Source organism: Pseudonocardia oceanicola, from assembly GCF_047200735.1.
Lineage (GTDB): Bacteria > Actinomycetota > Actinomycetes > Mycobacteriales > Pseudonocardiaceae > Pseudonocardia.
On record NZ_JBJZON010000026.1, the window covers coordinates 74804 to 95720 of the forward strand.

General features: G+C 72.0%; 18 protein-coding genes. 17 read left to right on the forward strand and 1 reads right to left on the reverse strand.

Annotated features, from left to right (window positions below):
• Nucleotides 1-305 precede the first annotated feature (305 nt).
• The 16 genes from ACL02T_RS28375 to ACL02T_RS28450 all read left to right on the forward strand — a co-directional run bounded on the left by ACL02T_RS28375 (nt 306) and on the right by ACL02T_RS28450 (nt 19292).
• A complete protein-coding gene (locus ACL02T_RS28375; RefSeq protein WP_412833851.1) occupies nt 306-1793 on the forward strand; it encodes a geranylgeranyl reductase family protein in 1488 nt (495 codons plus the stop codon).
• Nucleotides 1794-1954: 161 nt separating this feature from the next.
• A complete protein-coding gene (locus tag ACL02T_RS28380; RefSeq protein WP_412833852.1) occupies nt 1955-2320 on the forward strand; it encodes an NADH-quinone oxidoreductase subunit A in 366 nt (121 codons plus the stop codon).
• A 10-nt stretch (nt 2321-2330) separates the two neighbouring features.
• Nucleotides 2331-2882 carry a NuoB/complex I 20 kDa subunit family protein gene (locus tag ACL02T_RS28385; protein WP_412833853.1) on the forward strand — a complete coding sequence of 184 codons (552 nt, stop codon included), beginning with the start codon at nt 2331-2333 and terminating at the stop codon, nt 2880-2882.
• Between the two features lie 2 nt (nt 2883-2884).
• Nucleotides 2885-3745, forward strand: coding sequence for an NADH-quinone oxidoreductase subunit C (locus ACL02T_RS28390; RefSeq protein ID WP_412833854.1), 861 nt, complete (start codon nt 2885-2887; stop codon nt 3743-3745).
• Nucleotides 3742-5085: an NADH-quinone oxidoreductase subunit D gene (locus ACL02T_RS28395; protein WP_412833855.1), complete on the forward strand. Its 1344-nt coding sequence runs from the start codon at nt 3742-3744 to the stop codon at nt 5083-5085. The genes ACL02T_RS28390 and ACL02T_RS28395 overlap by 4 nt, the downstream gene beginning before the upstream one ends.
• Before the next feature lie 139 nt (nt 5086-5224).
• Nucleotides 5225-6043, forward strand: coding sequence for an NADH-quinone oxidoreductase subunit NuoE (gene nuoE / locus ACL02T_RS28400; protein ID WP_412833856.1), 819 nt, complete (start codon nt 5225-5227; stop codon nt 6041-6043).
• Between the two features lie 2 nt (nt 6044-6045).
• Nucleotides 6046-7434 (forward strand): NADH-quinone oxidoreductase subunit NuoF, encoded by a 1389-nt coding sequence (gene nuoF, locus ACL02T_RS28405; protein ID WP_412833857.1) that lies wholly within the window; start codon nt 6046-6048, stop codon nt 7432-7434.
• Nucleotides 7431-9893: an NADH-quinone oxidoreductase subunit G gene (locus ACL02T_RS28410; RefSeq protein WP_412833858.1), complete on the forward strand. Its 2463-nt coding sequence runs from the start codon at nt 7431-7433 to the stop codon at nt 9891-9893. The genes nuoF and ACL02T_RS28410 overlap by 4 nt, the downstream gene beginning before the upstream one ends.
• Before the next feature lie 23 nt (nt 9894-9916).
• Entirely contained in the window at nt 9917-11206 is a 1290-nt protein-coding gene (nuoH, locus tag ACL02T_RS28415; protein ID WP_412833871.1) for an NADH-quinone oxidoreductase subunit NuoH, read from the forward strand.
• Nucleotide 11207: 1 nt separating this feature from the next.
• Nucleotides 11208-11765, forward strand: a complete 558-nt coding sequence (gene nuoI, locus ACL02T_RS28420; RefSeq protein WP_412833859.1) for an NADH-quinone oxidoreductase subunit NuoI — start codon at nt 11208-11210, stop codon at nt 11763-11765.
• Complete coding sequence (locus ACL02T_RS28425) at nt 11762-12640, forward strand: NADH-quinone oxidoreductase subunit J (RefSeq protein ID WP_412833860.1); 879 nt, start codon at nt 11762-11764, stop codon at nt 12638-12640. Before nuoI ends, ACL02T_RS28425 begins: the two co-directional genes overlap by 4 nt.
• A complete protein-coding gene (nuoK, locus tag ACL02T_RS28430; protein WP_412833861.1) occupies nt 12637-12936 on the forward strand; it encodes an NADH-quinone oxidoreductase subunit NuoK in 300 nt (99 codons plus the stop codon). Before ACL02T_RS28425 ends, nuoK begins: the two co-directional genes overlap by 4 nt.
• A 113-nt stretch (nt 12937-13049) precedes the next feature.
• Complete coding sequence (nuoL, locus tag ACL02T_RS28435; protein ID WP_412833862.1) at nt 13050-15008, forward strand: NADH-quinone oxidoreductase subunit L; 1959 nt, start codon at nt 13050-13052, stop codon at nt 15006-15008.
• Complete coding sequence (locus ACL02T_RS28440; RefSeq protein ID WP_412833863.1) at nt 15005-16651, forward strand: NADH-quinone oxidoreductase subunit M; 1647 nt, start codon at nt 15005-15007, stop codon at nt 16649-16651. The genes nuoL and ACL02T_RS28440 overlap by 4 nt, the downstream gene beginning before the upstream one ends.
• Entirely contained in the window at nt 16648-18264 is a 1617-nt protein-coding gene (gene nuoN, locus ACL02T_RS28445) for an NADH-quinone oxidoreductase subunit NuoN (RefSeq protein ID WP_412833864.1), read from the forward strand. The genes ACL02T_RS28440 and nuoN overlap by 4 nt, the downstream gene beginning before the upstream one ends.
• Nucleotides 18265-18293: 29 nt before the next feature.
• Nucleotides 18294-19292, forward strand: coding sequence for a polyprenyl synthetase family protein (locus ACL02T_RS28450; protein ID WP_412833865.1), 999 nt, complete (start codon nt 18294-18296; stop codon nt 19290-19292).
• Between the two features lie 86 nt (nt 19293-19378).
• On the opposite strand, the gene rarD is transcribed toward ACL02T_RS28450, so the two are convergent.
• Nucleotides 19379-20314, reverse strand: coding sequence for an EamA family transporter RarD (gene rarD, locus ACL02T_RS28455; RefSeq protein ID WP_412833866.1), 936 nt, complete (start codon nt 20312-20314; stop codon nt 19379-19381).
• A gap of 197 nt (nt 20315-20511) precedes the next feature.
• On the opposite strand from rarD, the gene ACL02T_RS28460 reads away from it, so the two are divergent.
• Nucleotides 20512-20724: an OmpA family protein gene (locus ACL02T_RS28460; protein ID WP_412833867.1), complete on the forward strand. Its 213-nt coding sequence runs from the start codon at nt 20512-20514 to the stop codon at nt 20722-20724.
• Nucleotides 20725-20917: the final 193 nt, after the last annotated feature.

Sequence of the window (20917 nt, forward strand, 5' to 3'; positions counted from 1 at the left end):
AGCCGCGCGCCGCTCGGGGGCCCGACTCACCGAAGCTCCGGTCCCGACTCACCGAAGCTCCGGTCCCGACTCGCGGTGCCGGAGCTCGGGACTCGCGGTGCCGGAGCTTGCGACCCGCGCTGCCGGAACTCCCGACTCGCGGGGGGCGTCCTTCCGCCCCCCGACCTACCGCCCACCCCTGCGCCGCGACCGTCCACCCGATCCCTCGCCGGTGGAGGGCCTGATCGGCGGGGGTGCCTGGACATCCCGCCGAACTTCGTGAAACAGTTCACAAGTACCTCGTGAACCAGTTCACAAGGAGCGAAATGCAGGCGCCCGAGCCCACCACCACCGGCGCCGCGGTCCCGCAGGCCGCGGGCGTGCGGGGTGCTGCGGGGCGGACGGCGGACCCGGCCGCCACGACCCACGCGGCCCACCCGGCCCGCGCGGCCGACCGGCCCGACCGGGCCGGCGCGGTTCACGGTGACCACGGCTCCCAGGGTGACCACGGCTCCCGGGCCGCGCCGTCGGCCGACGCGGACGTGCTCGTCGTCGGTGCCGGGCCCGCGGGCTCGACGGCCGCCGCTCACCTCGCGCGCGCGGGACTCGACGTGCTGGTGCTGGAGAAGGCGACCTTTCCGCGCCCCAAGGTGTGCGGGGACGGCTTCACCCCCCGCGGCATGAAGCAGATCATCGACCTGGGCATCGACTGCTCGGAGCGCAACGGCTGGCTCCACAACCGCGGGCTGCGGGTGGTCGCGGGCGGGGTGAGCCTCGACCTGCCCTGGCCCACGCTCTCGAGCTTCCCCGACTTCGGCGCCGTCCGCCCCCGCCAGGACTTCGACGAGCTGCTGGTCCGGCACGCGGAGCAGCAGGGTGCCCGGCTGCGCGAGGCCACCACGGTCACCGCCGCGGTCACCGACGAGCGCAGCGGCCGGGTCCTCGGCGTCGAGGGGCACGAGGGGCCGGACAGGCGACCGGTGTCCTACCGGGCGCCGCTGACCCTGGCCTGCGACGGCGTGTCGGCGCGGGTGGCGCTCTCGCTGGGCATCGCCAAGGACGACCGCAAGCCCCTCGGAGTGGCGGTCCGGCGCTACTACGAGAGCCCGCGCACCCACGACGACCACCTCGAGACCCACCTCGAGATCTGGGACCGCTCCGACCCGGAGCACCCGCGGCTGCTGCCCGGCTACGGCTGGATCTTCGGGATGGGCGACGGCACGTCCAACGTGGGTCTGGGCGTCCTCGCCACCGACCGCACGGGCGGCTCGTGGGACTACCGGGCGCTGCTGCGGTCCTGGCTGGAAGGTCTGCCGGAGGACTGGGGCTACCGGGAGGCGAACGCCGTCGGCGGCATCGGCGGCGCGGCGCTGCCGATGGGCTTCAACCGGACCCCGCACTACCGCCCCGGCCTGCTCCTCGTCGGCGACGCCGGGGGCATGGTCAATCCGCTCAACGGCGAGGGCATCGCCTACGCGATGGAGTCGGCCACGGTGGCCGCCCGCTGCACGGTGCAGGCCCTCGCCCGCTCCGGCGACTCCCGCGAGGCGGCGCTGGCCGCGTACCCGGGGGAGATCAGCCGGGCGCTGGGTCGCTACTACCGGCTGGGCGCCGTGGCCGCCCGGTTGATCGGCAATCCGACGGTCATGCGGGTCGCCACCCGGCACGGCCTGCCGCGGCGGTCGGTCATGCAGGCCTTGCTGAAGCTGCTCGCGAACCTCTACGACGACCCGACGACCTCGACCGACCGGAAGGAGGGGGAGTGGAGCGACCGCGTCCTCGGTGCGTTGACCAGGCTCACCCCGGCCCTCTGAGCCCCCGGGGACCGGCGACCGGCCCGCCCCGGTAAGGCGGGCCTGACCGGTCCGGCGTGACCCCGCACACGTAGGGTCACGCCGCGGACCGGCCGGGTCACCGCCCCAGCGTCCCAGACACGGCTCAGTCCAGTCGGCAGTGCAGACAACGAAGGTGCACGATGCTCGATCCCTATCTCGCGTTGTTCCTGATGTTCGTCCTCGCGGGTGCGTTCGCGCTGTTCTCGGTGACGGCCGCGCCCTTCATCGGTCCGCGCCGGTACAACCGCGCCAAGCTGGACTCCTACGAGTGCGGGATCGAACCCTCGCCGAAGCCCGTGGTCGGCGCCGGCCGGATGCCGGTCGCCTACTACCTCACGGCGATGCTGTTCATCCTCTTCGACATCGAGATGGTCTTCCTCTACCCGTTCGCGGTGAACGCGGACGCGCTCGGCCTGTTCGGCCTGGTGGAGATCGTCCTGTTCATCGTCGCCGTGGGCTTCGCGTACGCGTACGTGTGGCGCCGCGGCGGCCTCGACTGGAACTAGGGGAACCGGTATGGGACTCGAGGAGCACCTGCCCAGCGGCGTCCTGCTGACCAGCGTGGAGAAGCTGGTCAACTGGACCCGCAAGTCGTCGCTCTGGCCGGCCACGTTCGGCCTGGCCTGCTGTGCGATCGAGATGATGACGACGGGCGCCCCGCGCTACGACCTGGCCCGCTTCGGCATGGAGGTCTTCCGGGCCTCGCCGCGCCAGGCCGACCTGATGATCGTGGCCGGCCGGGTGAGCAACAAGATGGCCCCGGTCCTGCGGCAGATCTACGACCAGATGCCCGAACCGCGCTGGGTGCTGGCCATGGGGGTCTGCGCCAGCTCCGGCGGCATGTTCAACAACTACGCGATCGTGCAGGGCGTCGACCACGTCGTGCCGGTCGACATGTACCTCCCCGGCTGCCCCCCGCGGCCGGAGATGCTCATGGACGCGATCCTCAAGATCCACGCCAAGATCATGGACGAGCCGCTGGGCAGCAAGCGGGCCGCGGAGCTGGCCGCGAGCGGGCACACGACCGAGCTCGTCCCCTCGTCCGTCAAGTACGCGAAGAAGAAGTAGCGATGACCGAACCCACGGGAACGTCCAAGGACGACCAGGAACCCACCGGCGGGAAGCAGTCGTCGGCCGAGGCGAGCGGCGCGGCCACCGAGGAGCAGCGCGCCCGGGGCGGTGAACCGCCGCGCGAGGGCGAGGTCGAGCAGGCCACCGACGGGGCCGACACCTCCCCGGAGGGTGGCACCCGGCTGGCCCCGACCCGTGAGCGGCGCGGCATGTTCGGTGTCCGCGGCACCGGCGACACGTCCGGCTTCGGCGGGCTCACGCTGCCCGGTTACGCCCCGGCGCCGGCCGAGCGGCCGTACGGCGGCTGGTTCGACGAGGTGGCGGACTCCCTCGCCGAGGCCCTGGACCGCAACGGGATCGCCCGCTCCGCGATCCAGCAGATCACGATCGACCGCGGCGAGATCACGTTCTACGTCGAGCGGGAGCGGATCGCCGAGCTCTGCCGCACGCTGCGCGACGACCCGGCACTACGCTTCGAGCTGCTGTCGAACGTGTCCGGGGTGGACTACACCGCCCCCGACGGGGCCGGGACGCCGCCGGTGCGGCAGCCGCTGCACGTCGTCTACCAGCTGCTGTCCATGACCTACCGGCGTCGGATCCGGCTCGAGGTCGCGCTGGACCTCGCGGACCCGCACGTGCCGAGCGTGGTCGAGATCTACCCGACGGCGGACTGGCACGAGCGCGAGACCTGGGACATGTTCGGCGTGGTCTTCGACGGCCACCCCGCGCTGACCCGGATCCTCATGCCGGACGACTGGCAGGGGCACCCGCAGCGCAAGGACTACCCGCTGGGCGGGATCCCCGTGGAGTACAAGGGCGCCGAGATACCGCCGCCCGACGAGCGGAGGGCCTACTCGTGAGCACCCCTGGGAACGTCGGCGCCGACCCGTACTCGGCCGCGGAGCGCCGGACCACCGAGGGCACCGTCTACACGGTCACCGGCGGGGACTGGGACTCGCTGCTGGACAGCGTGTCCGCCGAGGAGCACGACGACCGCATCGTGATCAACATGGGTCCGCAGCACCCGTCGACGCACGGCGTGCTGCGGCTCGTGCTGGAGCTCGAGGGCGAGACCGTCACGCAGGCCCGGTCGGTGATCGGCTACCTGCACACCGGTATCGAGAAGAACTGCGAGTACCGGACCTGGACCCAGGGCGTCACGTTCGTGACGCGGATGGACTACCTGGCCCCGCTGTTCAACGAGGCGGCGTACTGCCTGGGCGTGGAGAAGCTGCTCGACGTCGAGGCCCCGCGCCGGGCGCAGCTGATCCGTGTGCTGCTGATGGAGATCAACCGGATCGGCTCGCACCTGGTCTGCCTGGCCACCGGCGGCATGGAGCTCGGCGCGCTCACCGGCATGACCGCCGGCTTCCGCGAGCGCGAGGAGGTCCTGCACCTGCTCGAGTACCTGACCGGCCTGCGGATGAACCACGCGTTCATCCGGCCCGGCGGGCTCGCCCAGGACCTTCCCGAGGACTGGAAGGAGAAGGTCACCGATTTCGTCAAGGTGATGAAATCGCGCCTCCCCGACTACGACAAGCTGCTCACCGGCCAGCCGATCTGGAGGCAGCGCCTCGAGGGCGTCGGCTACCTGCCGGTCGACGGCTGCCTGGCGCTCGGCGCCACCGGCCCGATCCTGCGCAGCGCGGGCCTGCCCTGGGACCAGCGCAAGGTGGAGCCGTACTCCTGCTACGAGGAGTTCGACTTCGAGGTCCCGACGGCGACCGAGGCGGACTGCTACGCGCGCTACCGGCTGCGGGTGGCCGAGATCCACGAGTCGATCAGGATCATCGAGCAGGCCGTGGCGAAGATCGAGCCCGGCCCGGTGATGGTGGCGGACCGCAAGATCGCGTGGCCCGCCCAGCTGTCCATCGGCAGCGACGGCATGGGCAACTCGCTCGAGCACGTCCGCAAGATCATGGGCCAGTCCATGGAGTCCCTGATCCACCACTTCAAGCTGGTCACCGAGGGCTTCGGTGTCCCGCCCGGCCAGGTGTACTCGTGCGTCGAGTCGCCGCGCGGCGAGCTGGGCTACCACCTCGTGTCCGACGGCGGCACGCGCCCGGTGCGCGTGCACGTCCGGGACCCCAGCTTCGTGAACCTGCAGAGCATGCCGGCGATGAGCGAGGGCGGCATGGTCGCCGACGTCATCGCCGCCGTCGCGAGCATCGACCCCGTCATGGGAGGTGTGGACCGCTGATGACCCCGTCCACGGAGCGCAGCGGAGTGGCGCGATGACCCCGTCCACGGAGCGCAGCGGAGTGGCGCGATGACCCCGTCCACGGAGCGCAGCGGAGTGGCGCGATGACCCCGTCCACGGAGCGCAGCGGAGTGGCGCGATGACACTGCCCGAGGGGACACCCGAGAAGCTGCCCGGGCCCGCGGCCCCGGCCGAGCGGACGTGGGTGGGGAGACCCGACCAGCACCCCGTCTCGCCGACCTTCGACGAGCTGACCCGGCAGCGGGCGAAGGAGGTCATCGCCCGCTACCCGGTGGCCCGGTCCGCCCTGCTGCCGCTGCTGCACCTGGTGCAGTCGGTGGAGGGGTACGTCAGCCAGGACGGCATCCGGTTCTGCGCGGAGCAGCTGGAGCTGACGACCGCCGAGGTCAGTGCGGTGGCGACCTTCTACACGATGTACAAGCGCACCCCGTGCGGCGAGCACCTGGTGAGCGTGTGCACGAACACGCTGTGCGCGGCGCTGGGCGGCGACGCCATCTACCGGAGCCTGTCCGAGGCGCTCGGCGACCCGGGCCGCCCGCTCGGCCACGAGGAGACCGCCGGCGAACCCGGCACCCCCGGCTCGGTCACCCTCGAGCACGCGGAGTGCCTGGCGGCCTGCGACCTCGGACCGGTTCTGCAGGTCAACTACGAGTACTACGACAACCAGACCCCGGAGTCGGCCGTCGCGCTCGTCGAGGCGCTGCGCCGCGGCGAGAAGCCGCCGCCGACCCGCGGTGCGCCGTTGACGGACCTGCGCACCGTCGAGCTGGAGCTGGCCGGTTTCACGGACGACGAGACGGTCGCCGCGGCGGCCGTCGCCGGCCCGTCGGCCGCGGTCGAGACCCTGCGCGGCACCGCGCTGGCCGCCGAGCGCGGCTGGGCCGCGCCCGCGCTGCCCGACGATCCCCCGGCCCTGCCGCCTCTCCCGGAGAAGTGACCATGAGCGAGCGTGCGAGCGAACCGACGGTGGCGCCAGGCACCGAGACCACACCGGACACCCTCACGCCGGTCCTCACCCGCCGGTGGTCCGAGGAGCGGTCCTGGACGCTGGAGACGTACGAGCGGACCGGTGGCTACCGGGCGTTGCGCACCGCGCTGGCGGCGCACCCGGACCAGCTGATCACGCTGGTGAAGGACTCCGGGCTGCGTGGCCGCGGCGGCGCCGGCTTCCCGACGGGCATGAAGTGGTCCTTCATCCCGCAGGGCGCCGAGGGCCCGGGCGCCAAGCCGAAGTACCTGGTGGTCAACGCCGACGAGGGCGAGCCGGGGACCTGCAAGGACATCCCGACGATGATGGCGGACCCGCACTCGCTCATCGAGGGCTGCGTCATCACCAGCTATGCGATCCGCGCGAACTTCTGCGCGATCTACGTGCGCGGGGAGGCTCTGCACCCGATCCGCCGGGTGCGCGCGGCGGTCGCCGAGGCCTACGCCGCGGGCTACCTGGGCAAGGACATCCTCGGGACCGGGTTCGACCTGGACATCGTGGTGCACGCCGGCGCGGGCGCGTACATCTGCGGCGAGGAGACGGCGCTGCTCGACTCGCTCGAGGGGCGGCGCGGCCAGCCCCGGCTCAAGCCGCCGTTCCCCGCGACGGCCGGGCTGTACGCGTCGCCCACGGTCGTCAACAACGTGGAGACCATCGCGTCGGTGCCGTTCATCGTGGCCGGCGGCTCGGAGTGGTTCCGCACCATGGGCTCGGAGAAGTCCCCGGGACCGAAGATCTACTCGGTGTCGGGGCACGTCGAGCGGCCCGGGCAGTACGAGGCCCCGATGGGGATCACGCTGCGTACGCTGCTGGAGCTGGCCGGCGGGATGAAGGACGGGATCCCGCTGAAGTTCTGGACGCCCGGCGGCTCGTCGACCCCGATGTTCACCGCCGAGCACCTCGACGTCCCCCTGGACTTCGAGGGCGCGGCCGGCGCGGGCTCCATGCTGGGCACCACCGCGGTGCAGGTCTTCAACGAGACCGTCTCCGTGCCGTGGGCGGTCATGAAGTGGACCGAGTTCTACAAGCACGAGAGCTGCGGCAAGTGCACGCCGTGCCGGGAGGGCACCTACTGGCTGGTGCAGATCCTGGAGCGGATGGTGCACGGCGAGGGCACCGCCGAGGACGTCGAGACCATGCTCGACGTCTGCGACAACATCCTCGGCCGCTCCTTCTGCGCGCTGGGCGACGGCGCCACGAGCCCGATCACCAGCGGCATCAAGTACTTCCGCCAGGAGTTCCTGGACCTGATCGCCGAGCAGCCCGCGGTCGCGCGGCCCGCCCAGCTGGCGGACGTGGAACGGGCGGACGACACCGAGCTGAGCGGAGCCCCCGCATGACACTCGCTCCCGAGAACGGCACCGCCGAGACGCAGCCCGTGCCCGAGGGGCACGTGCGGCTGACGATCGACGGCATCGAGGTCGACGCGCCCAAGGGCGAGATCCTCATCCGCACCTGCGAGCGGCTGGGGATCATCGTCCCGCGCTTCTGCGACCACCCGCTGCTCGACCCGGCCGGCGCCTGCCGGCAGTGCCTGGTCGAGGTGGAGATGGGCGGCCGGCCGATGCCGAAGCCGCAGGCCAGCTGCACCATGACCGTGGCCGACGGGATGGTGGTGAAGACCCAGCACACCTCGCCGGTGGCCGACAAGGCCCAGCAGGGCGTGATGGAGCTGCTGCTCATCAACCACCCGCTGGACTGCCCGATCTGCGACAAGGGCGGCGAGTGCCCGCTGCAGAACCAGGCGATGTCCTCCGGGCGCACGGACTCCCGGTTCGTCGAGACCAAGCGGACCTTCCCGAAGCCGCTGCCGATCAGCACGCAGGTGCTGCTCGACCGCGAGCGCTGCGTGCTCTGCCAGCGCTGCACCCGCTTCTCCGAGCAGATCGCCGGCGACCCGTTCATCGACCTGCTCGAGCGCGGCGCGAACCAGCAGATCGGCACCGCCGAGGACAAGCCCTTCCAGAGCTACTTCTCCGGGAACACGATCCAGATCTGCCCGGTCGGCGCCCTGACGAGCGCGGCGTACCGGTTCCGCTCGCGGCCGTTCGACCTGCGCTCCACCCCGGGCGTCTGCGAGCACTGCAGCTCCGGCTGCGCGCAGCGCAACGACTCCCGGCGCGGCACGGTCCTGCGGCGGCTCGCGGGCAACGACCCCGAGGTCAACGAGGAGTGGAACTGCGACAAGGGCCGGTTCGCCTTCCGGTACCTGCAGTCGAAGGAGCGGATCACCCGCCCGCTGGTCCGGGACGAGTCGGGGCAGCTGGTGGAGGCCTCCTGGACCGAGGCGCTGCGGATCGCCGCGGAGGGCCTGCTGGCCGCGCGGGCGCAGCGGGGCATCGGCGTGCTGGCCGGCGGCCGGCTGACGGTCGAGGACGCCTACGCCTACGCCAAGTTCGCCCGGGTCGCCGCCGGCACCCACGACGTCGACTTCCGGGCCCGTCCGCACAGCGCCGAGGAGCTGGCCTTCCTCACCACCACGCTGGGCACGACCCCGGAGACCGGCGTCAGCTTCGCCGCGGTGGAGGCCGCGCCGTCCGTGCTCGCGGTCGGGCTGGACCTCGAGGAGGAGGCCGGCATCGTCTTCCTCCGCATCCGCAAGGCCGTCCGCAAGCGCGGCCAGAAGGTCTTCCAGCTCGGCCAGTGGACCACCGCGGGCGCCCGCAAGACCGGGGCCACGCTGGTCCCGTCCGTCCCCGGTGCCGAGGCCGCGGTGCTGCGCGACCTGACGACCGCCACGGACGACGCGGGCAAGCGGCTGGTCGACGCCCTGTCCGCGCCGGGCGCGGTGATCCTCGTCGGCGACCGTGCCGCCGAGGTGCCCGGGCTGCACTCGGCCGTCGCCGCGCTCGCGACCCGGACCGGGGCGGCGGTCGCCTGGATCCCGCGTCGGGCCGGCGACCGCGGAGCCCTGGAGGCCGGGGCCGTCCCGACCCTGCTGCCCGGCGGCCGCCCGGTCACCGACGCGACGGCCCGGGCCGAGGTCGAGCGTTCCTGGGGGCTGCCGGAGGGCGCGCTGCCCGCCACGCCGGGCCGCAGCACGGACGAGATCGTGGCCGCGGCGGCGGCCGGCACGCTGTCCGCACTGGTGGTCGGCGGGGTGGACCCGCTCGACCTGGCCGATCCGGCCGCTGCGCTCGCCGCGCTCGAGAAGGTCGGTTTCCTGGTCAGCCTGGAGCTGCACGCCTCGGCGGTCACCGAACGCGCCGACGTGGTGCTCCCGGTCGCGCCGGACGCCCAGCGCGAGGGCAGCTACCTCAACTGGGAGGGGCGCCGCCGCCGCTTCGGCGTCACGCTCGACGCCAGCGGCGTGCTGCCGGACTGCCGGGTGCTCGACACCCTGGCCGTGGAGATGGACGCGGACCTGTTCACCCAGACGCCGGCGGCCGCGGCGGGCGACCTCGAGCGGCTGGGCAGGTACTCCGGCGCCGCCGACGCCCCGACGGCGGATCCTGCGCCCACCCCGCGCCCGGCGAAGGTCGGGCAGGCCGTCCTGGCCACGTGGCGGCAGCTGATCGACCAGGGCTCGCTGCTGGTCGACGAGCCCGCGCTCGCGGGCACGGCGCGCCCGCCGCGGGTGCGGGCCAACGCCGCCACCGCCGAGCGGCTCGGGCTCGTCGAGGGCGAGGCGGCGAGCGTCGCCACCGACCGCGGGGCGATCACGCTGCCGCTGGAGCTGGCGGACCTGCCCGACGGCGTGGTCTGGCTCCCGGCCGACTCACCCGGCTCGGCGGTGCGCAGCACCCTCGGGGTGGGGCACGGGGCCCTGGTCCGGGTGGCCGCGGGAGGTGCGCGATGAACCAGGTCGACCCCGTCGAGGGGATGACGCGGACCCAGCAGCTGCTGGCGGACGACCCGTTCTGGCTCGTGGTCCTCAAGGTCGTCGTGCTGTTCGCGGTCGGCGTGGTGCTGACCCTGTTCATGATCAACTGGGAGCGCAAGGTCGTGGCCCGGATGCAGCAGCGTCCCGGCCCGAACCGGGTGGGCCCGAACGGGTGGCTGCAGTCGCTGGCCGACGGGCTCAAGCTGGCCTTCAAAGAGGACATCATGCCGGTCCTCGCCGACAAGAAGGTCTACTTCATCGCCCCGGTGATCTCCACGATCCCGGCGTTCCTGGCCCTGTCGGTGATCCCGTTCGGCGGCGAGGTCTCGATCTTCGGCGAGCGCACGGTGCTGCAGCTGGTCGACCTGCCGGTCGGTGTGCTGGTGGTGCTGGCCTGCTCGGCGGTCGGCGTCTACGGCATCGTGCTCGGCGGCTGGGCCTCCGGCTCGCCGTACTCGCTGCTCGGGGCGCTGCGCTCGGCGGCGCAGGTCATCTCCTACGAGATCGCGCTCGGGCTCTCGGTGGTCGCGGTCGTGCTCTACGCGCGCTCGCTGTCCACCGCGGACATCGTCGCGGCGCAGGGCGCGGGCTGGTACTTCTACCTGCTCATCCCCAGCTTCGCCGTCTTCGTCGTCGCGATGGTCGGCGAGACGAACCGGGCGCCGTTCGACCTGCCCGAGGCGGAGTCGGAGCTGGTCGGCGGCTTCCACACCGAGTACACGAGCCTGAAGTTCGCGCTGTTCTTCCTGGCGGAGTACGTCAACATGGTCACCGTCTCGGCCATGGCGACCACGCTGTTCCTGGGCGGCGGGCGCTGGCCGTGGCCGCTGTCGTCGTTCAACGACAACGGCTGGTTGATGTTCGTGGCGTTCCTGGTCAAGACGCTGATCTTCCTGTTCGTCTTCATCTGGCTGCGCGGCACGCTGCCCCGCTTCCGCTACGACCAGTTCATGCGGCTGGGCTGGAAGGTGCTCGTCCCGGTCAGCCTGCTCTGGATCCTGGTGATCTTCGCGATCCGCGCCTACCGCAACAGCACGGGCGGCGAGTCCACGGCGGCGCTGCTGATCACCATCGGCATCGTGGTGCTCGCGATCCTCGCGATCGCCTTCGTGCTGCCCGACCGCCGGACGCCGGACGACGGGGTCGAGGCGGCGTCGGACTACCCGGTCCCGCCGCTGGACCTGAAGGTCCCGGCCGCACCGAAACGGCGCCGCGCGGTGGAGCCGCCGTCGCGCGAACCCGCCGGCGCGCTGAGCGGCACGGACCCGTCGACGCAGGGGGAGGACTGAGATGTTCGACTTCTTCAAGGGCTTCGGTGTCACCTTCTCGACGATGTTCAAGAAGGTGGTCACCGAGGAGTACCCGGAGGACTTCCCGCCGGCCGCGCCGCGCTACCACGGCCGGCACCAGCTCAACCGGCACCCGGACGGGCTGGAGAAGTGCGTGGGCTGCGAGCTGTGCGCCTGGGCCTGCCCGGCCGACGCGATCTACGTCGAGGGCGGCGACAACACCGAGGAGGAGCGGTACTCCCCGGGGGAGCGCTACGGCGCGATCTACCAGATCAACTACCTGCGCTGCATCGGCTGCGGGCTCTGCATCGAGGCGTGCCCCACGCGGTCGCTCACGATGACCAACTTCTACGAGCTCGCCGACGACAACCGGCAGGATCTGATCTACACGAAGGAGCAGCTGCTCGCCCCGCTGCTGCCGGGGATGGAGCAGCCGCCGCACCCGATGCGCCTCGGCGCGGACGAGCAGGACTACTACGTGCAGGGCCCGGTGCTGGCCCGGCGGTCCGCCGCCGGTGAGGACGTGCCGGGCGAGCCGGTGGGGGAGCAGGTGCCGTGAACGTGCTCACGAGCGGACCGACGACCCTGCTCGCCCAGGCGGCCTCGACCGCCGGCGACACCGGGGTGGGCGAGGCGATCGTCTTCTGGGTCCTCGGGCCCCTCGCCCTGGCGGCGGCGATCGCGATGGTCCTCGCCCGCAACGCCGTGCACTCGGCGCTGTTCCTGGTGATCACGATGCTCTCGCTCGCGGTCTTCTACCTGATGCAGCAGGCGCCGTTCCTCGGGTTCGTGCAGATCATCGTCTACACGGGCGCCGTGATGATGCTGTTCCTGTTCGTGCTCATGCTGGTGGGCCGGGACAGCTCGGACTCGGTGGTCGAGGTGCTGCGCGGGCAGCGGGTGGCCGCGATCCTGCTCGGCCTGGCCTTCGCGCTGCTGCTGCTGGCCGGCGTCGGGCGGACGATGTTCGACGTGCCGTCGGCGGGTCTGGGCGTCGCGGCGTCGAACGGCAACCTGCCCGGCATCGGGCGGCTCATCTTCACCGACTACCTGCTGCCCTTCGAGCTCACCTCGGCGCTGCTGATCACGGCGGCGCTCGGCGCGATGGTGCTGGCCTTCGCGCAGAAGAAGCCGAAGGCCAAGCAGGGCCAGCGGGAGACCGTCATCGCCCGGCTGCGCGGCGAGCACGCCCGGATCTCCCCGCTGCCGGGCCCGGGCGTCTACGCCACGGCCAACTCGGTCGCGGTCCCGGCGCTGCTGCCCGACGGCTCGATCGCCCGGGAGTCGCTCTCGGAGATCATCGAGGGCTACGAGGTCGACGAGCACCCGAGGCCGCCGGCCGACGCGCACGCCCTCACCGACGGGCGCCGCGGGGCCCTGGAGTCCGCGGACGCCCCGACCGGCGCCGCGGGCGGCGAGGAGGACCGCGCATGAGCCCGACCAACTACCTGCTGCTCTCCGGCCTGTTGTTCACCGTCGGGGCGATCGGGGTGCTGGTGCGCCGCAACGCGATCGTCGTGTTCATGTGCATCGAGCTGATGCTCAACGCGGTGAACCTCTCGCTGGTGACCTTCGCCCGCATGAACGGCACGCTCGACGGCCAGGTCATGGCGTTCTTCGTCATGGTCGTCGCGGCGGCCGAGGTGGTGGTCGGGCTGGCCATCATCATGTCGATCTTCCGGACCCGTCGTTCGTCCTCCGTGGACGACGCGAACCTGCTGAAGTACTAGAGGGGCCCCGACGATGCATGCTCCCCGACCCGAAGCCGCATTGTGGAACCATGATGCGCGCCAGACGCCAGAAATATCGCATTATGGTTCCGTAATGCAGTCGGGAGGGCGTCGTGGTTGACGTCGCCTGGTTGCTCTTCGCCCTCCCCGCCCTCAGCGCGCTGGTGCTGTTCCTCGCCGGGAGGCGCGCGAACGCGTGGGGTCACTGGCTCGGCGTGGCCGCCGTGCTCGCCTCGTTCGTGCTGGGCGTGGTGCTGTTCCTCCAGACCCTGGGCCTCGAGGCCGAGCAGCGCACGCAGGAGGTGACGCTCTACTCGTGGATCACCTCCGGCACGCTGGGCGTGGACTTCGGGCTCCGGATCGACCCGCTGTCGCTGACCTTCGTGCTGCTGATCACCGGCGTCGGGTCGCTGATCCACATCTACTCGGTCGGCTACATGGCGCCGCACGCCGTCGCGCACGGCGCCGACGAGGACGCCCACGCCGAGCCCTCCTCGGACCCGAGCCGCCGGCGCTTCTTCGCCCAGCTCAACCTGTTCGTCGCGGCGATGCTGATCCTGGTGCTGGCCGACAACTTCGTGGTGCTCTACCTCGGCTGGGAGGGCGTCGGCCTGGCGTCCTACCTGCTGATCGGCTTCTACCAGGACCGTCCGGCGGCGGCGACGGCCGCGAAGAAGGCCTTCCTGATGAACCGGGTCGGCGACGTCGGGCTGGCCGTCGCGATCTTCCTGCTCTGGCTGGAACTCGGCACGCTGCAGTACACCGAGGTGTTCGCCCGGATCGGCGAGCTCGGCGGCGGCACCATCCTCGCGATCACGCTCCTGCTGCTGCTCGGCGCGTGCGGCAAGTCCGGCCAGTTCCCGCTGCAGGCCTGGCTCCCGGACGCGATGGAGGGCCCGACGCCGGTCTCCGCGCTCATCCACGCGGCCACCATGGTCACCGCGGGCGTCTACCTCATCGCCCGCACGAACCCGATCTACGACCTCAGCGCGACGGGACGCGTGGTCGTCGCCCTGATCGGCGTGGTCACGCTGCTGATCGGCGCGATCATCGGCTGCGCCTACGACGACATCAAGAAGGTGCTCGCCTACTCCACGGTGAGCCAGATCGGGTACATGATCCTGGCCGTCGGGCTCGGCCCGGCCGGCTACGCGCTCGGCATCTTCCACCTGCTCACGCACGGTTTCTTCAAGGCCGGGCTCTTCCTCGGCGCCGGGTCGGTCATGCACGCCATGAACGACGACGTGAACATGCGCAACTTCGGCGGCCTCGGCCGGCGGATGCCGATCACCTTCGTGACCTTCGGCCTCGGCTACCTCGCACTGATCGGCTTCCCGTTCCTGTCCGGCTACTTCTCCAAGGACGCGATCATCGAGGCCGCGTTCGGCCAGGAGGGCTGGCAGGGCTGGGTGTACGGGGGCGCGGCGACCCTGGCCGCCGGGCTCACCGCGTTCTACATGACCCGCCTGATGATCATGACGTTCTTCGGCGAGGAGCGCTGGCGGAACCTGAAGGCACCCGACGGCGGGGACTACCACCCGCACGAGTCGTCGCCGGTGATGACCGGGCCGATGATCGTGCTGGCGATCGGCTCGGTGTTCGCCGGCTTCGTGCTCAGCGCGGTCGGGCTGAACCAGTGGCTCGCGCCGTCCCTGGGCGAGCTGCAGGAGTCGCCGGACGGGGTGCTGCCGCACGCACTCGTCCCCTGGCTGGTTCTCGCCTTCTCCGCGCTCGGCGTGCTGGTGGCCTACCTGGTCGTCGGGCGCCGGCCGACGCCGGTCGAGCGGCCCGAGCCGGTGTCCCTGCCGGTCCGCGCGGCCCGCCGCGACCTGTACGCCAACGCCGTCAACGAGACCGTCATCGAGCGGCCCGGCATCTGGCTCACCCGGGCGCTGGTGTTCCTCGACAACCGCGGCGTCGACGGGCTGGTGAACGGCCTGGCCGCCGGCCTGGGAGGCGGCTCGGCGCGGTTGAGACGGCTGCAGACCGGGTTCGTGCGCTCCTACGCGCTCTCGATGCTGGGCGGCGGCGTGCTCGTCGTCGCGGCCCTGCTGGCGGTGAGGTTCGCATGACGAACACGGCTCCGGACACCGGCGGCAACGTGCTGCTGCTGGTGCTGCTCCTGCTGCCGCTCCTCGGCGCGCTGCTGATGTACCCGTTGCGCCGCAACGTCCCGGCCGCCAAGGCCGTCGCGATGGCGACGGCCCTGCTGGAGTTCGTCCTCGTCGTCGTGACGTGGCTGGGGTACTCCACCGACGCCGCGCGCTCGGGCGAGCGGTTCCAGTACGTCTTCTCGGTGCCCTGGATCCCGGCCTTCGGCACGCACCTGGCCTTCGGGATCGACGGCATCGCGCTCGTGATGATCGCGTTGACGGCGTTCCTCGTGCCCGGGCTGATGCTCTTCGCCTGGGCCGAGAAGCTGCCGGAGGGCCGCACGGCCTCGGGCTACTTCGCCCTGCTGCTGGCCACCGAGGCCACGCTGATGGGTGTCTTCACCGCGACGGACGTCTTCCTGTTCTACGTCTTCTTCGAGGCGATGCTGATCCCGATGTACTTCCTCATCGGGCGCTTCGGGGGTGCGAACCGGCAGTACGCCTCGGTGAAGTTCTTCCTGTACTCGCTGCTCGGCGGGCTGATCATGCTGGCCTCGCTGATCGGGCTGTACGTGACGAGCGCCGACCAGCTCGGCGCGGGCACCTTCACCTGGAGCGAGCTGCAGGCGATCGCGCAGGACACCCCGACGTCGACCCAGATCTGGCTGTTCCTGGGCTTCTTCGTGGCCTTCGCGATCAAGGCGCCGCTGGTGCCCTTCCACACCTGGCTGCCCGACGCCGGTGCCGAGGCCCCGATCGTGGCCGCGGTCCTGCTGGTCGGCGTGCTGGACAAGGTGGGCACCTTCGGCTTCCTGCGTTACTGCCTGCCGCTGTTCCCGCAGGCCAGCCAGGTCCTCGCGCCGCTGGTGCTGGTGCTCGCGGTGATCGGCATCATCTACGGCGCACTGCTCGCCGTGGGGCAGAAGGACATGAGCCGGTTCGTGGCCTACACGTCGATCGCGCACTTCGGCTTCATCGCGCTCGGCACGTTCGCCTTCTCCAGCCAGGCCTTCGCCGGCGCGACCCTCTACATGGTCAACCACGGCCTCTCGACCGGCATGCTGTTCGTGATGGTCGGCCTGCTGGTGGCCCGCGGCGGGTCCCGGCTGATGAGCGACTACGGCGGCGTCTCGAAGCTCGCGCCGCTGCTGGCCGGCTGCCTGCTGCTCGCCGGGATGTCCTCGCTGGCCCTGCCCGGCACCAACTCGTTCGTCAGCGAGTTCCTGGTGCTGGTCGGGTCGTTCCCGCGCGAGCCGGTCGCGACGATCATCGCGACCGTCGGCATCATCTTCGCCGCGCTCTACATCCTGTGGTTCTACCAGCAGACGATGCAGGGCCCGGTCCGCGGCAACGCGGTGATCCGGGCGCTGGAGGCCGGCGGCGCCGGTGGGCCGGGCGCGATGATCGACCCGTCGGTCGCCGCGAAGCGCGGCCCCGGCTTCCCCGATCTCACGAAGCGAGAGATCGGCGTGCTGGCCCCGCTGATCGTCGTGATCGTGGCGCTCGGGTTCTTCCCGGGCCCCGTGCTCGACGTCATCAATCCGTCCGTGCAGTCGACGATCACCGAGGTCGGGCTGCCCGACCCGGTGCCGGCCGGCGGCGTCGTGGGAGGTGTCCGGTGATCACGCTCGCTCAGGTGGCCCCGCTGACCGCGCCACCGGTCGGCTACGCGGCGATCACGCCGCTGCTCGTCGTGCTTGGCGGGGCGTGCGTCTCGGTGCTGCTCGAGGCGTTCCTGCCGCGCCACCAGCGCTGGCCCGCCCAGGTCACGCTGTCGGTGCTGGTCGTCGCGGTCGCGGGGATCGCGCTGGGCGTCTACGCCGGGGTCGCGCCCGAGGGCGGCGTGGTCACCCTGGCCACGGCCCTGGCCGTCGACGTCCCCACGCTCTTCCTGTGGGGCACCCTGCTGGTGCTCGGGTTCGGCTCGCTCCTGCTCATCGCGGACCGGTCGGTGGAGCCCGGCGGCGCGTTCGTCGCGTCGGCGGTGGAGCGGGCGTCGGTCGCCGCGGCGCCGGGTGCCACGACCGGGTCCACCGGCGTCGACCCGGAGCACGTCGACCGCTCCTACGGGGCGCCGGGCGAGGCGCCCACGATGCAGACCGAGGTCTTCCCGTTCGTGCTGTTCGCGCTCGGCGGGATGATGGCCTTCGTCGCGGCGAACGACCTGCTCACGATGTTCGTGGCACTCGAGGTGCTCTCGCTGCCGCTGTACCTGGTGTGCGGGCTGGCGCGGCGCCGGCGGCTGCTGTCGCAGGAAGCCGCGGTCAAGTACTTCCTGCTCGGGGCGTTCGCGTCGGCGTTCTTCCTCTACGGGCTCGCGCTGCTCTACGGCTACGCGGGCTCGGTGCGGCTCACCGACATCGCGACCGCCGCCGTGGGGACCCCGAAATCCGACGCGCTGCTCTTCGGCGGCCTCGCGCTGCTCCTCGTCGGGCTGCTGTTCAAGGGCTCGGTCGGCCCGTTCCACACCTGGACGCCCGACGTCTACCAGGGCGCGCCGACCCCGATCACCGCGTTCATGGCGGCCTGCACCAAGGTCGCGGCGTTCGGGGCGATCCTGCGCGTGCTGCACGTGGCGTTCGGCTCCACCCACTGGGAGTGGCGCGGGGTGATGTGGGCGGTCGCGATCGCCTCGATGGCCATCGGCGCGGTCCTCGGGCTCACCCAGACCGACCTCAAGCGCATGATCGCCTACTCCTCCGTGGCGCACGCCGGGTTCCTGCTGATCGGGGCCATGGCGATCACGCCCGAGGGGGTGTCGTCGACGCTGTTCTACCTGCTCGCCTACGGCTTCACGACGCTCGGGGTGTTCGGCGTGATCTCGCTGGTGCGCAACGCCGACGGCGAGGCCACCCACCTGTCGCAGTGGGCGGGACTGGCGAAGCGCTCGCCGATCCTCGCGGGCGTGATGACCTTCCTGCTGCTCGGCCTCGCCGGGATCCCGCTCACCAGCGGGTTCACCGCCAAGTTCGCGGTGTTCTCGGCGGCGCTCGGGGACGGGATGGCGCCCCTGGTCGTCATCGCGCTGGTCGCCTCGGCGGTGGCGGCGTTCTTCTACCTGCGAGTGATCGTGCTGATGTACTTCAGCGAGACGCCCGAGGACGGGCCCACGGTCACCGTGCCGGGCGCGTTCACCACCGTCGCGGTCACGCTGGGCGTGGTGGTCACGCTGCTGCTCGGTGTCGTCCCGACGCTCGTGCTCGGCTGGGCCGGCGCGGGCGGGCTCACAGGCTGACCGCAGGAGGGCCTCGTAGGCTGGTGCGCGTGGAGACGCAGAGCGTGGCGGGTGTGGAGCTCGCCGACCCGGACCTGGCCGCCGCGACGGCGCGCGGGCTCGAGCGGGTGGAGGAGCTGCTGCACCGCGAGGTGCACAGCGACTACCACTTCGTCAGCGAGACGTCCCTGCACCTGATCGACGCGGGGGGCAAGCGGTTCCGGCCGCTGTTCACGCTGCTCGGCGCGCAGGTCGGGCCCGCTCCCGACGGCGACGAGGTGGTGCGGGCGGCCGCCGTCGTCGAGCTGGTGCACCTGGCCACGCTCTACCACGACGACGTCATGGACTCGGCCACCATGCGCCGGGGCGCCGAGAGCGCCAACCACCGCTGGGACAACACGGTCGCCATCCTGACCGGCGACTTCCTGTTCGCGCACGCGTCGCGGCTCGTGGCCGACCTCGGGCCCGACGCGGTGCGGATCATCGCCGAGACCTTCGCCGAGCTGGTCACCGGCCAGATGCGCGAGACCCGCGGGCCCGGGCCGTCGGACGACCCGGTGCGGCACTACCTGCAGGTGATCGCCGAGAAGACCGGCTCGCTGATCGCCACGGCCGGCCGGTACGGCGGGATGTTCTCCGGCTGCACCGCCGAGCAGGTCGAGTCGCTGCACCGCTTCGGCGCCACGATCGGCACGGCGTTCCAGATCTCGGACGACATCATCGACATCGCCTCGCCCTCGCTCGACTCCGGCAAGACCCCGGGCACGGACCTGCGCGAGGGCGTGCACACGCTGCCGATGCTCTACGCGCTGCAGGACCCGGCCTGCCCCGAGCGGCTGCGGTCGCTGCTGTCGGCGCCGATCCAGGCCGACGAGGAGGTGGTGGAGGCCCTGGAGCTGCTGCGCTCCGGGCCGGGCATCCCGCGGGCCAAGGACACCCTCGCCGGCTACGCCGAGGAGGCGCGCGCCGAGCTGAACAAGCTCCCCGCCTGCCCCGCCACCGAGGCCCTCACCACCCTCACGGGCTACACGATCGACCGCATCGCCTGACCGGCCCCCGCGAGTCGGGGTCTGGGCTCCCGCGAGTCGGGGTCCGGGCTCCTGCGAGTCGGGGTCTGGGCTCCTGCGAGTCGGGGTCAGCGCGCCTCGGGTTCCGGTACGGGCTGCAGCTCCCGGCCCGGGCGGACGCGGGTGGCGCGGACCAGGTCGACGGTGAGGACCGCCAGGGCGATCCACACCAGGACGAACCCGAGCCAGCGCGAGAGGGGCATGTCCTCGCCGTTGACCAGGACGCCCCAGAGGAACTGCATCGTCGGCGTGAGGTACATGAGGGTGCCGAGGGTGGTCAGCGGGATCAGGCGGGCGGCGGCGCCGTAGAGCAGCAGCGGCAGGGCCGTGACCGGGCCGGCGAGCACCATCATCGCCGCGTGGAAGCCGCCGAGCGAGGTGAAGGTGCCCTGGCCGGTGACCTGCAGGTGGACCACGAACGCGAGCGCGATCGGGCCGACCACCAGACCTTCGCCCGTCAGGCTCGCCGTCGAGGGCAGGGCGACCTTCTTCTTCAGCAGCCCGTACACCCCGAAGGACACCGCCAGGATCAGTCCGAGCCAGGGCGGGCTCCCGCTGCCCACGCTGATCACCACGACCGCGAGCGCGGCGATGCCCAGCGCCACCACCTGCGCCCGGTTCGGCCTCTCGCGCAGCACCAGCACGGCGAGCAGCACGCTGATCAGCGGGCTCATGTAGTAGCCGAGGGCGATGTCGACGACCCGCTCGATCGCCACCCCGTAGATGAACACGCCCCAGTTGACGGTGATGACCATGGCGGCCGCGGCGACCGTGAGCCAGCCGAGCCCGGACAGGGCCCGCAGCGCGCCCCAGCCCCCCAGCAGGGTGAGCACGGACGCCATCAGCACCATCGTCCAGACGATCCGGTGCGCCAGGACCTCGACGGGCCCTGCGGGATCGAGCAGCGGCCAGAACGCCGGGAAGAGCCCCCAGACGACGTGTGCGGCGACGCCGAGACCGACGCCCCGGCGATCGAGTTCCGGTGCGGCTGGTCCGACGGTCACCGCTCCATCAGAACATCCGAGCGTCGAATGTTCGAGCGTGAAACAGCTCGCTCCGGGGCGGCACCCGGCATGATCTCGTGACGTCGGTGAGATCGCCCCGTGATCCTGATCGGTGACCGTCGTCCTCTCCGGTCGACGGAAGGGGAGCGGTGGGGCGGACCGCGGGAGTCGGCCGGCCACGGGGTGCGCTCGAGGCGATGCCGGAGGTCCCGGTGCGGCTGGTCGGGCACGCCGCGGGCCTGCCGGGGCCCGCCGAGCGGGCGCTGCGGTTGTCCCGGCAGCGGGCCGCCGCCGTCGCGTTGGTCGCCGGCGGGATCGAGCCGCAGCGGATCAGCGTCGACGGCAGGGGCGAGGCGGACCCGCTCGGCACGCCGGAGGCCAGCCGGCGGGTCGAGGTGCTGGTGGGGTAGTGGGATCGGCGGCCGCGCCGCCAGGCCCCACGAGCCGCCCGCGATCCCGCCGCACCGCGGGTCCCCGGAGGACCGCGAGCGCCGGCCGCCCCCGCACACACCACCGCCCGGCGAGGCGGAGCCTGCCGGGCGGAGGGGTGCGGGCGGACGATCAGCCGGCGATGGTCCAGGTGTCGCGGCCGGTGAGCAGGGT